This is a genomic window from Enterobacter sichuanensis (assembly GCF_002939185.1).
GTDB lineage: Bacteria > Pseudomonadota > Gammaproteobacteria > Enterobacterales > Enterobacteriaceae > Enterobacter > Enterobacter sichuanensis.
In genome coordinates this window covers 47,341-59,403 of sequence record NZ_POVL01000009.1, presented here as the reverse complement: position 1 = coordinate 59,403, position 12,063 = coordinate 47,341, and the positions used below count along the sequence as shown (strand labels likewise).

Below are 12,063 nucleotides of genomic sequence, written 5' to 3'. Positions count from 1 at the left end.
CAGCGGTGATGTCCGGGATCGCAAATGCTTAGCGCAACAGAATATAGATAGACTCATTGCCACGCATGACCTGCAGGGCAATCACAGCCGGTTTACTTTCCAGCAGCTTGCGCAGTTCAGCAATGGACTGCACGCGATTACGGTTTACACCAATGATAACGTCATCCTGATGCAATCCGGCCTGTGCGGCAGGGCTGCTCTTCTCAACGGTGTCGATGGTGATCCCCTTCGTCCCGTCTTTCAACTGCCCGTCGCTCAACGTAGCCCCCTGTAGCGCTGGAGCGATAAGCTCTGCACTGGCGGAGGAAGAGGTGCTCTTATCCAGCGTCACTTCAACACTGAGCGGCTTGCCGTCGCGGATCAGGCCCAGCTTCACTTTGGCGCCGGGTTCGGTTGTGGCAATCCGCGAGCGCAGTTCTGCAAAGCTGCTCAGCGGTTTATCGTTCAGGCTGACGATCACGTCCCCCGACTTCACGCCCGCTTTTGCCGAGCCGGAGTTTGGCAGCACTTCACTGACGAACGCCCCGCGCTGCACGTTAATATTGAACGCCTTCGCAATATCCGCGCTCATCTCCATTCCTTTGATACCCAGCAGCCCACGTTTGACCTCGCCGAACTGGATGAGCTGCTGCGCCAGGGTTTTGGCCATATTGCTCGGAATAGCAAAACCGATCCCAATGCTGCCGCCGCCCGGGGCCAGGATCGCAGTGTTGATTCCAATCAGCTCGCCGTTAAGGTTGAGCAATGCCCCGCCGGAGTTCCCGCGGTTGATTGAGGCATCGGTCTGGATAAAGTTTTCCAGCCCTTCCAGATTCAGGCCGCTGCGGCCCAGCGCCGAGACGATCCCGGACGTCGCGGTCTGCCCTAAACCAAAGGGGTTGCCCACGGCGACGGCAAAATCACCGACGCGCAGTTTGTCGGAATCCGCGATGGCAATCTGGGTCAGGTTGCTGGGGTTTTGCACCTGCAACAGCGCGATGTCGCTCTGGTCATCGCCGCCAATCAGTTTGGCATCAAACTCGCGCCCATCATTAAGCAGAACGCTGATTTTATCAGCCTGGCTGATGACATGGTTGTTAGTCAGAATATAGCCTTTGGCTGCATCAATAATGACGCCTGAACCCAGGCCTTCAAAAGGCTGAGCCTGCTGGTCGGGAGCCTCATCGCCAAAATATTTTTTCAGTTCTTCAGGGACGCGTTGGCTTTGTACGGCCGTGCCTTCAACCTGTACGCTAACGACCGCCGGCAACACTTTTTCCAGCATGGGGGCGAGGCTTGGAACGGCCGCTTGCCCGGGCACCTGGGAGGGAATGGCGGCCACTACGGGGAAGGACGCCGAGAGAGATAACCCGACACTTAACGCGATAGCGCTCAACAGCTGGTTTTTTTTCTTCATCGATGTTGACTCTCGTAACCTGGAATAAAGGAAAAACGGCCCTAAAAACACGTTGATGTTATTGAATTTTAAACCGCTGAACAATGAGGTGTTTAACTAAATGATAGCTGGGGTCATGAAGAAAGGACGGGCGCAATCGCTGCGCCCGTAAAATAAATTCAGGTTGTGCGATTAATCGCGTTTTACACCGCCGCGCAGCAGGCCGGACGCGCCATCTGAATAGTCGCGAGGCATCTGGACAGGGGCCTGATCGTTACCGGCTTCAGAGTCTGCCAGACGGTTGCGGAACGGGTTGGTTTCCGCCGTCATTTCCGGCAGCAGGCTGCTGGAGCTTTTGGCCATATGTTGATACAGCTGACGATAGTCGGTCGCCATGTTGTCCAGCAGCTCGGCGCTACGGGCAAAGTGGCTGACCAGCTCTTCACGATACTCTTCCAGCTCGGCTTTGTTCTTTTCCAGTTCGTACTGCAGTGACTGCTGCTGACGCAATTTGCGGTTACCGAAACGCATGGCCACAGCACCAATGACGATGCCGACGACTAAACCGATTAGCGCATATTCCCAGGTCATGAACTTCTCCCGTTGTCTTGTTGTTCCGTAGGGTGTTGGCTCGGCTCCTGCCTGTGCCTGATAATGCCACTATAACCGCTATTTCCGCAGAAGTGGAATCCTGACGTATCATCGCGTAGTGTAGAACGGCCTTTTTTTCATCAGTCACGCCTGCTGATGAGCGTTAATTGAAGGAATAACAATAAGATTATGCAAAACCTGTCCCCTGCATCACGATATCAACTGGCCCTTAACGAGGGCACGCATCAGCCGGATGACGTTCAACGTGAGGCGGTGAGCCGTCTGGAGATGATTTATCAGGAGCTCACGGCCAGACCCGCTGAAACAGAGCAGAGCAGTGGGCTAAAGGCGGCGTTTGGGCGGTTACTCGGTAAAAAAGCGCCACCAGAGCACACGCCGGTGCGCGGTTTATATATGTGGGGCGGTGTCGGGCGGGGAAAAACCTGGCTGATGGATCTGTTCTATCTGAGCCTGCCGGGGTCGCGTAAACAGCGTCTGCACTTCCATCGTTTTATGCTGCGGGTGCATGAAGAGCTGACGGCGCTGCAGGGTAAAAGCGATCCCCTGGAGATTGTGGCCGACAGATTCAAGGCGGAAACGGACGTGCTCTGCTTTGATGAGTTTTTTGTCTCTGATATCACCGATGCCATGCTGTTAGGCGGCCTGATGAAAGCGTTATTTGCCCGCGGGATTACGCTGGTTGCTACCTCGAATATCCCGCCGGACGAACTGTACCGCAATGGCCTGCAGCGGGCTCGCTTCCTGCCTGCGATTGACGCCATCAAGCAGCACTGCGACATCATGAACGTGGATGCCGGGGTGGATTACCGCCTGCGCACGTTGACCCAGGCGCACCTGTGGCTTTCACCGTTAAATACCGAGACCACCCGCCAGATGGACAAACTATGGCTGGCGCTGGCGGGGGCAAAACGCGAGCATGCCCCGGAACTTGAGATTAACCATCGCCCGTTACCTACCCTCGGTGTTGAGAACCAAACGCTGGCGGTCTCCTTTACGACGCTCTGCGTTGATGCCCGCAGTCAGCATGACTACATTGCGCTTTCGCGTCTGTTCCACACCGTGATGGTGCTGGATGTGCCGGTGATGACCCGGCTGATGGAGAGCGAAGCACGGCGCTTCATTGCGCTGGTGGACGAGTTTTATGAGCGTCACGTCAAGCTGGTGGTCAGCGCCGAGGTACCTTTATATGAGATCTACCAGGGGGAGCGGCTGAAGTTTGAGTTCCAGCGCTGCCTCTCGCGCCTGCAGGAGATGCAGAGCGAGGAATACCTGAAGCTTGAGCATATGCCATAATAAATGCCACCCTCTCCCTGTGAAGGGGGACTTGTAGGCCGGGTAAGGCGCAGCCGCCACCCGGCATTTTCCACCGCCTCGAAAAACCCAATTTGAATCACATTTAAGGGTCGATCTTTGACCTCAACTTCTCTATAATCTTGCGACCCCACGTTACGAGAAGGTTTTTTTCCCGAAACTTTCTATGTGTCGGCATGAGCTATTCGAAGGGGTAGGTTTGCCGGACTTTGTCGTGTGAACCTCAACTGACTAAACGTTTGGGTGTTCACCAACGTGTAACTTATTATTTGGGTAAGCTTTTAATGAAAACTTTTACAGCTAAACCAGAAACCGTACAGCGCGACTGGTATGTTGTTGACGCGACCGGTAAAACTCTGGGCCGTCTGGCTACTGAACTGGCTCGTCGCCTGCGCGGTAAGCATAAAGCGGAATACACTCCGCACGTTGATACCGGTGATTACATCATCGTTCTGAACGCTGATAAAGTTGCTGTAACCGGCAACAAGCGTACTGACAAAATGTACTACCACCACACCGGCCACATCGGTGGTATCAAAGAAGCGACCTTTGAAGAGATGATTGCCCGCCGTCCTGAGCGTGTGATTGAAATCGCGGTTAAAGGCATGCTGCCAAAAGGCCCGCTGGGTCGTGCTATGTTCCGTAAACTGAAAGTTTACGCAGGCAACGAGCACAACCACGCGGCACAGCAACCGCAAGTTCTTGACATCTAATCGGGATTATAGGCAATGGCTGAAAATCAATACTACGGCACTGGTCGCCGCAAAAGTTCCGCAGCTCGCGTTTTCATCAAACCGGGCAGTGGTAAAATCGTTATCAACCAGCGTTCTCTGGAACAGTACTTCGGTCGCGAAACTGCCCGCATGGTAGTTCGCCAGCCGCTGGAACTGGTTGATATGGTAGAAAAACTGGATCTGTACATCACTGTTAAAGGTGGTGGTATCTCCGGTCAGGCAGGTGCGATCCGTCACGGTATCACCCGCGCTCTGATGGAGTACGACGAATCCCTGCGTTCTGAACTGCGTAAAGCTGGCTTCGTTACTCGTGACGCTCGTCAGGTTGAACGTAAGAAAGTGGGTCTGCGTAAAGCACGTCGTCGTCCACAGTTCTCCAAACGTTAATCCATTCTGCTTGCGCAGAACGATTGGCGAAAAACCCGCTTCGGCGGGTTTTTTTATGGATAATGCGCAGGTTATCCACAATATCAATGCATATATCTTCTCTTTTTCCACATTTCCAGAAACGCTCACCACAAAGTCATCAAAATCTGGTAAACTATCATCCAATTTTCTGCCCAAATATCGGTGAATACTCGCTTTTTGTTCGATTATTGAACAATGTGTTTTCTCTGGGATGGGCGATACAACATCTGGCTGGCCCCTGTTGGGCCGGTAGCAGTAAAAATTCTGAATATACCTGGAGGTTTTCATGGCTGTCGCTGCCAACAAACGTTCGGTAATGACGCTGTTTTCTGGTCCTACTGACATTTATAGCCATCAGGTTCGTATCGTGCTGGCCGAGAAGGGTGTCAGTTTTGAGATCGAGCATGTGGAAAAGGATAACCCGCCTCAGGATCTGATCGATCTCAACCCGAGCCAAAGCGTACCGACGCTGGTGGATCGCGAGCTGACCCTGTGGGAATCCCGTATCATTATGGAATATCTGGATGAGCGTTTCCCGCATCCGCCGCTGATGCCTGTTTACCCTGTTGCACGTGGTGAAAGCCGCCTGTACATGCAGCGTATCGAGAAAGACTGGTACTCGCTGATGAACGTGATTACCAGCGGTTCCGCTGCGGAAGCTGACGCTGCGCGTAAGCAACTGCGTGAAGAGCTTCTGGCTATCGCCCCTGTGTTTGGCCAGAAACCGTTCTTCCTGAGCGATGAGTTCAGCCTGGTAGATTGCTACCTGGCGCCGCTGTTGTGGCGTCTGCCAACCCTGGGTGTTGAATTCAGCGGCCCTGGCGCCAAAGAGCTGAAGGGCTATATGACTCGCGTCTTTGAACGCGACTCTTTCCTGGCATCTTTAACTGAACCGGAACGTGAAATGCGTCTCGGCCGAGGCTAATGACTGTGGAAATGTCACAACTCACCCCACGCCGTCCGTATCTGCTGCGCGCCTTCTATGAATGGCTGCTGGATAACCAGCTCACGCCGCACCTGGTAGTGGATGTGACGTTGCCGGGCGTGCTGGTTCCAATGGAATACGCACGCGACGGACAGATCGTGCTGAATATTGCGCCGCGAGCAGTGGGTAACCTGGAACTGGCCAACGACGAAGTGCGCTTTAACGCGCGTTTTGGTGGAGTGCCGCGTCAGGTATCGGTGCCGCTGGCTGCCGTGCTGGCTATCTACGCGCGTGAAAACGGTGCGGGTACCATGTTCGAGCCGGAAGCGGCTTACGATGAAGACGTTGCCAGCCTGAATGATGACGATACCGCCGGGGAGCGTGAAAGCGACACGGTCATGTCCGTTATTGACGGTGACAAACCCGATCACCAGGATGATAACGATCCGGATGACGATCCGCCACCGCGCGGGGGGCGTCCTGCTCTTCGCGTTGTAAAATAAAAACAGGCCCAATCGGGCCTGTTTTTTTACACTTCCAGGTAGTTCAGTATACCGTCTGCCGCCTTACGGCCTTCGGCAATCGCCGTCACCACCAGGTCGGAACCGCGAACGATATCACCACCGGCGAAGATTTTCGGGTTGCTGGTCTGGAACGCGTTATCGCTGCCTTCTGGCGCAATAATACGGCCCTGCGAATCCAGCTCGACGCTGTGCTTCGCCAGCCACTCCATGCTGTGCGGACGGAAACCGAACGCCATGACGACGGCATCGGCCGGAATCACATGCTCAGAGCCCGCCACAATCTCCGCACGACGGCGGCCTTTGGCATCCGGCGCGCCCATCTCCGTGCGCGCCATCTTCACGCCGCTCACTTTTCCGTTGGCATTCACTTCAATACCCAGCGGCTGGATGTTGAACTGGAACTCGACACCCTCTTCACGCGCGTTTTTCACTTCGCGTTTGGAGCCAGGCATGTTCTCTTCGTCACGACGATAGGCGCAGATTACGTGTGCCGCATTCTGACGAATAGAGGTACGCACGCAGTCCATCGCGGTATCACCCCCGCCCAGCACAACCACGCGTTTACCTTCCATGCTGACGAAAGGCTCATCGGCTGTTTCGCCATAGCCCATAATCTGTTTAGTGTTGGCAATCAGGAACGGCAGCGCGTCATAAACGCCCGGCGCGTCTTCGTTTTCCAGACCACCACGCATGGACTGATAGGTGCCCACGCCCAGGAAGACGGCGTCGTAATCTTTCAGCAGGTCGTCGAGCTGCACGTCGCGGCCCACTTCTGTGTTCAGTTTGAACTCAATCCCCATGCCGGTGAAGATTTCACGGCGGCGGGTCATGACCTCTTTTTCCAGCTTGAAGGCCGGGATCCCGAAGGTCAGCAGACCGCCGATCTCCGGGTGACGGTCAAAGACCACCGCCTTCACGCCGTTACGGGTCAGGACGTCCGCACAGGCCAGGCCCGCCGGGCCCGCGCCGATAATCGCCACGCGCTTGTCGGTCTGCTTCACGCCGGACATATCCGGACGCCAGCCCATCTCGAAGGCTTTATCGTTGATATAGCGCTCGATGTTGCCGATGGTCACCGCGCCAAACTCGTCGTTCAGCGTACAGGAGCCTTCGCACAGACGGTCCTGAGGACACACGCGGCCGCACACTTCCGGCAGGGTGTTGGTCTGGTGAGACAGCTCGGCGGCTTCAAAAATACGCCCCTCGTTGGCCAGCTTCAGCCAGTTCGGGATGTAGTTATGTACCGGACATTTCCACTCGCAGTAAGGGTTACCGCAGGACAGGCAGCGGTCTGCCTGTGCTTTGGCCTGGCCTTCTGAAAACGGCTCATAGATTTCTACAAATTCAATTTTACGGATCTTCAGCGGTTTCTTTGGCGGATCAACACGCTGCAGGTCGATAAACTGGTATACGTTCTGGCTCATCTGAATTCCTTACTGCGCCTGCACACGCAGCTCTGCTGCGCTACGACTACGGTGACCCAACAGGGCTTTAACATCGCTGGACTTCGGTTTAACCAGCGCGAATTTTGCAGAGAATGCTGGCCAGTTCGCCAGGATCTCTTCGCCGCGCGAAGAACCGGTATGCTGCACGTGTTCGGTAATCAAACCGCGAAGGTGTTCTTCGTGGATGGCCAGCGTATCAACGTCCAGTACTTCCACCAGTTCCGGGTTCACGCGTTTGCGGAACTCGCCGTCTTCATCCAGGACGTATGCAAAACCGCCCGTCATGCCTGCGCCAAAGTTCACGCCGGTTTTACCCAGGACGCAAACAATCCCGCCCGTCATATATTCACAACCGTTATCGCCAATGCCTTCCACCACGGTGATGGCACCGGAGTTACGCACCGCAAAACGCTCGCCCGCACGGCCTGCAGCGAACAGACGACCACCGGTCGCGCCGTACAGACAGGTGTTACCGATGATGCTTGCCTCATGGCTGCGGAAGGCAGAACCCACCGGAGGACGCACCGCCAGCAGACCGCCCGCCATGCCTTTCCCGACGTAGTCGTTGGCATCGCCGGTCAGGTATAGCTCAACGCCACCGGCGTTCCACACGCCAAAGCTTTGACCCGCGGTACCGCTGAAGTGCGCGGTAATCGGATCTGCCGCCAGCCCCTGGTCACCGTGCGTCTGCGCAATATAACCGGAGAGGGACGCACCCACAGAACGGTCAGTGTTGCGGATATCAAACCAGAACGTTTTGCTCTGCTTGTCATCCACGTACGGTTTCGCCTGCTGCAACAGCTGCGCGTTCAGCACGCCGTTATCGAACGGTGGGTTGTTCTCGGTGCAGTAGACCGCTTTGCCAGGGTGTGGCTGCGCGGTTTCCAGCAGCTTGCTCAACTCCAGCTTCTGCTGCTTCGCGGTGAAGCCTTCCAGCTCTTTCAGCAGGTCGGTACGGCCAATCAGGTCTACCAGGCGCTTCACGCCCAGCTGCGCCATCAGCTCACGGGTTTCACGGGCGATGAAGTCAAAGTAGTTAGTCACTTTGAACGGCAGACCATGGTAGTGGTTCTTACGCAGCTTCTCGTCCTGAGTTGCAACACCGGTTGCGCAGTTGTTCAGGTGGCAAATACGCAGGTATTTACAGCCAAGCGCAACCATTGGGCCGGTACCGAAACCAAAGCTTTCCGCACCCAGAATCGCCGCTTTGATAATGTCGAGGCCGGTTTTCAGGCCACCGTCCACCTGCAGACGGATCTTGTGACGCAGACCGTTAGCCACCAGCGCCTGCTGGGTTTCCACCAGGCCCAGTTCCCACGGGCAACCCGCATATTTCACGGAGGAGAGTGGGCTTGCACCGGTACCACCGTCGTAACCGGCGATGGTGATGAGATCCGCATAGGCTTTCGCCACGCCGGTGGCAATGGTGCCAACGCCCGGTTCGGAAACGAGCTTCACGGAGATCATCGCTTTCGGGTTGACCTGTTTCAGGTCGAAAATCAACTGCGCCAGATCCTCGATAGAGTAAATATCGTGGTGTGGTGGCGGAGAAATCAGCGTCACGCCCGGTACGGAGTAGCGCAGTTTGGCGATGTACGGCGTGACTTTATCACCCGGCAACTGACCGCCTTCGCCCGGTTTTGCACCCTGAGCGACTTTAATCTGAATGACATCGGCGTTGACCAGGTACGCTGGGGTGACGCCGAAGCGGCCGGAGGCCACCTGCTTGATACGGGACACTTTGTTGGTGCCGTAACGCGCCGGATCTTCACCGCCTTCACCGGAGTTGGAATTGCCGCCGATGCTGTTCATGGCTTCCGCCAGCGCTTCGTGGGCTTCCGGGCTCAGCGCGCCGATGGACATCGCCGCGGTATCAAAGCGTTTGAACAGTTCAGATGCTGGCTCAACCTCGTCAATGCTAACCGCTTCATCACCCGGATTGAGGGCCAGCAGGTCACGCAGCGTCGCCGCCGGACGGTTGTTCACCAGCTCAGCATACTGCTGATAATCACTGTATTCGCCGCTCTGCACCGCCTGCTGCAGCGTGCGCACCACGTCAGGGTTATAGGCATGATACTCGCCGCCGTGAACGTATTTCAGCAGACCGCCCTGATCCAGCGGCTTACGTGCCAGCCATGCGCGTTTCGACAGGTTCACCAGATCCTGCTGGAAGTCAGCAAATCCGGCTCCGCCGATACGGCTGACTACGCCCTGGAAGCAGAGGTTTGCCACGTCGTTATGCAGACCGACCGCTTCAAACAGCTTCGAACAACGGTAGGAGGCAACGGTCGAGATGCCCATTTTGGACATGATTTTGTACAGACCTTTATTGATGCCGTTACGGTAGTTCAGCATCACTGTACGGTAGTCTTTGTCGATCGCGCGGGTGTCCACCAGGCGGGCCAGCGTTTCGTAGGCCAGATATGGGTAGATCGCCGTCGCACCAAAGCCTAACAGCACGGCAAAGTGGTGTGGGTCGCGAGCGCTGGCGGTTTCAACAATGATGTTGGCGTCGCAGCGCAGGCTCTTATCGACCAGACGCGTCTGGATAGCACCCACCGCCATCGGCGCAGGCACCGGCAGACGGTTTTTCGCGATATTACGGTCGGACAGCACCAGCAGAACGGTACCGTTACGTACCATCTGTTCGGCTTTGTCACACAGCGCATTCACCGTCTCTTCGAGGCTCGCGTCGTTCACGTCGAAGGTAATATCGAGCGTGTCAGCGCGGTAGTGCTCCTCTTTCATGGTGGTGAGCTGTTTGAAATCGGAATACAGCAGGATCGGCGATTTAAAGGTCAGACGGTGCGCCTGGCCTTCGGCCTCGCAGAAGACGTTCATCTCACGACCAATGCTGGTGGCCAGCGACATCACGTGTGCTTCGCGCAGCGGGTCGATTGGCGGGTTGGTGACCTGCGCGAACTGCTGACGGAAATAGTCATAAATGATACGCGGCTGGCTGGAGAGCACGGCAAACGGGGTATCGTCACCCATCGAGCCGACCGCTTCCTGGCCGTTTTCACCGAGCACGCGGATAACCGAGTCCAGCTCTTCTGCGCTGTAGTTAAACTGCTTCTGGTAGCTGGCGAGGGTATCGTCGTCCAGCTCGCGGCTGCCCACCTCTTCGTCCGACAGATCTTCAAACGGCACCAGACGACGCACGTTTTTCTCCATCCACTCTTTGTACGGATGGCGGCTTTTCAGGTCGTTATCGGTTTCGGCGGAATGCAGAATGCGCCCAACGCGAGTGTCGATAACCATCAGTTCGCCAGGACCGACGCGGCCTTTCTCAACCACTTCGTCAGGCTGGTAATCCCAGATACCGACTTCAGAGGCACAGGTGATGAGCTTATCTTTGGTGATGACGTAGCGGGCCGGACGCAGGCCGTTACGGTCCAGGTTACAGGCGGCAAAACGACCGTCGGACATCACGATGCCCGCTGGGCCGTCCCACGGCTCCATGTGCATGGAGTTAAAGTCGAAGAACGCACGCAGCTCTGGATCCATATCCGGGTTGTTCTGCCAGGCTGGTGGCACGAGCAAACGCATGGCGCGCACGATATCCATCCCGCCCGCCAGCAGCAGTTCCAGCATGTTGTCCATCGAGCTGGAGTCGGAGCCGGTTTCGTTCACGAACGGCGCGGCATCGTGCAGGTCAGGGATCAGTGGCGTCTGGAACTTATAGGTACGGGCGCGGGCCCACTGGCGGTTACCGGTAATGGTGTTGATTTCGCCGTTGTGCGCCAGATAGCGGAACGGCTGCGCCAGCGGCCAGCGAGGTACGGTGTTGGTGGAGAAGCGCTGGTGGAACAGGCAAATGGCCGATTCCAGACGCAGGTCCGCCAGGTCCAGGTAGAAGCGCGGCAGGTCAGCCGGCATACACAGACCTTTATAGATATTCACCAGGTTCGAGAGGCTACAGACGTAGAACTCTTTATCGTCCTGGAGACGTTTTTCAATGCGGCGACGGGCGATAAACAGACGGCGTTCCATATCACGTGGACGCCAGCCCGCAGGGGCATTGACGAAAATCTGTTCAATACGAGGCAGCGAGGAGAGGGCGATTTCACCGAGCACCCCTTCGTTGGTAGGCACATCGCGCCAGCCGACAATAGACAGGGTTTCACGCTGAAGTTCTTCTTCGACGATGTGGCGCGAAGCGGCAGCTTTTTCAGGATCCTGGTTCAGGAACAGCATACCGACAGCGTAGTTTTTGGCTAAACGCCAGCCGCGCTCTTCCGCCACGATGCGGAAGAAACGATCGGGTTTTTGCAGCAGCAGGCCGCAACCGTCGCCGGTTTTACCATCGGCAAGGATGGCGCCACGGTGCTGCATTCGGGCCAGTGCGTGAATAGCAGTACGCACTACCTTGTGGCTAGGTTCGCCTTCTATGTGGGCGATCAGGCCGAAACCACAGTTATCCTTCTCAAGGGATTTATCGTACAACATATCAGTGAACCTCCCCAGGCTCGTCGGGCTTCTCTCTGAACGTAACCGTGGCGCACAGGCGCAGAAAGAGCATGGCGACGGGGTTTGCGTTTCATACGCGGACCTCGCATTCGCCCTCTTTTTCATCCTTTCGCGCAGGTAAACAAGTTTGAGGACTTGCTTCAGAGGGAATCTCAATTACTGCATAAATATGATGAGCAGGCCGCTCATCCAGAAAGCTTCCAGCGGATTTCCAACTTATCGGGAATTGGTACACAGGTCAAATGGCAATCTTATTTAT

At 56.0% G+C, this 12,063-nt stretch carries 9 protein-coding genes; 5 read left to right on the top strand and 4 right to left on the bottom strand.

Translation table 11 applies throughout. The features are described from left to right. Positions 1–28 precede the first annotated feature (28 nt). Both degQ and zapG read right to left on the bottom strand, forming a co-directional pair. Positions 29–1,396, bottom strand: a complete 1,368-nt coding sequence (degQ, locus tag C5687_RS06385; RefSeq protein WP_025756671.1) for a serine endoprotease DegQ — start codon at positions 1,394–1,396, stop codon at positions 29–31. Positions 1,397–1,567: 171 nt separating this feature from the next. Continuing rightward, positions 1,568–1,966, bottom strand: coding sequence for a Z-ring associated protein ZapG (gene zapG, locus C5687_RS06380; protein ID WP_008502832.1), 399 nt, complete (start codon positions 1,964–1,966; stop codon positions 1,568–1,570). A gap of 189 nt (positions 1,967–2,155) precedes the next feature. Here zapG and zapE point away from each other — a divergent pair, with 189 nt between their 5' ends. The 5 genes from zapE to sspB all read left to right on the top strand — a co-directional run bounded on the left by zapE (position 2,156) and on the right by sspB (position 5,868). Further along, on the top strand, positions 2,156–3,280 hold the full coding sequence (zapE, locus tag C5687_RS06375; protein ID WP_047959553.1) for a cell division protein ZapE: 1,125 nt from the start codon (positions 2,156–2,158) through the stop codon (positions 3,278–3,280). 302 nt (positions 3,281–3,582) lie between these two features. Continuing rightward, entirely contained in the window at positions 3,583–4,011 is a 429-nt protein-coding gene (gene rplM / locus C5687_RS06370) for a 50S ribosomal protein L13 (protein WP_003860434.1), read from the top strand. A gap of 15 nt (positions 4,012–4,026) precedes the next feature. Next, the gene (rpsI, locus tag C5687_RS06365) at positions 4,027–4,419 is read left to right on the top strand and encodes a 30S ribosomal protein S9 (RefSeq protein ID WP_003860436.1); all 393 of its coding nucleotides are present in this window, start codon (positions 4,027–4,029) and stop codon (positions 4,417–4,419) included. Positions 4,420–4,726: 307 nt separating this feature from the next. After that, complete coding sequence (gene sspA / locus C5687_RS06355; RefSeq protein ID WP_025756674.1) at positions 4,727–5,365, top strand: stringent starvation protein SspA; 639 nt, start codon at positions 4,727–4,729, stop codon at positions 5,363–5,365. A 5-nt stretch (positions 5,366–5,370) separates the two neighbouring features. Continuing rightward, positions 5,371–5,868, top strand: coding sequence for a ClpXP protease specificity-enhancing factor (sspB, locus tag C5687_RS06350; protein ID WP_025756675.1), 498 nt, complete (start codon positions 5,371–5,373; stop codon positions 5,866–5,868). Between the two features lie 26 nt (positions 5,869–5,894). Here sspB and gltD read toward each other — a convergent pair whose 3' ends face one another. Together gltD and gltB are read right to left on the bottom strand one after the other, a co-directional pair. Next, positions 5,895–7,313: a glutamate synthase subunit GltD gene (gene gltD / locus C5687_RS06345; protein ID WP_025756676.1), complete on the bottom strand. Its 1,419-nt coding sequence runs from the start codon at positions 7,311–7,313 to the stop codon at positions 5,895–5,897. Positions 7,314–7,322: 9 nt separating this feature from the next. Next, a complete protein-coding gene (gltB, locus tag C5687_RS06340) occupies positions 7,323–11,783 on the bottom strand; it encodes a glutamate synthase large subunit (protein ID WP_094919370.1) in 4,461 nt (1,486 codons plus the stop codon). Positions 11,784–12,063: the final 280 nt, after the last annotated feature.

What these genes read in the sequence shown, in the direction of transcription:
- rpsI (WP_003860436.1), top strand. Translation starts at nt 4,027, where the DNA reads ATGGCTGAAAATCAATACTACGGCACTGGTCGCCGCAAAAGTTCCGCA.
- rplM (WP_003860434.1), top strand. Translation starts at nt 3,583, where the DNA reads ATGAAAACTTTTACAGCTAAACCAGAAACCGTACAGCGCGACTGGTAT.
- zapG (WP_008502832.1), bottom strand. Translation starts at nt 1,966, where the DNA reads ATGACCTGGGAATATGCGCTAATCGGTTTAGTCGTCGGCATCGTCATT.
- sspA (WP_025756674.1), top strand. Translation starts at nt 4,727, where the DNA reads ATGGCTGTCGCTGCCAACAAACGTTCGGTAATGACGCTGTTTTCTGGT.
- degQ (WP_025756671.1), bottom strand. Translation starts at nt 1,396, where the DNA reads ATGAAGAAAAAAAACCAGCTGTTGAGCGCTATCGCGTTAAGTGTCGGG.
- gltD (WP_025756676.1), bottom strand. Translation starts at nt 7,313, where the DNA reads ATGAGCCAGAACGTATACCAGTTTATCGACCTGCAGCGTGTTGATCCG.
- gltB (WP_094919370.1), bottom strand. Translation starts at nt 11,783, where the DNA reads ATGTTGTACGATAAATCCCTTGAGAAGGATAACTGTGGTTTCGGCCTG.
- zapE (WP_047959553.1), top strand. Translation starts at nt 2,156, where the DNA reads ATGCAAAACCTGTCCCCTGCATCACGATATCAACTGGCCCTTAACGAG.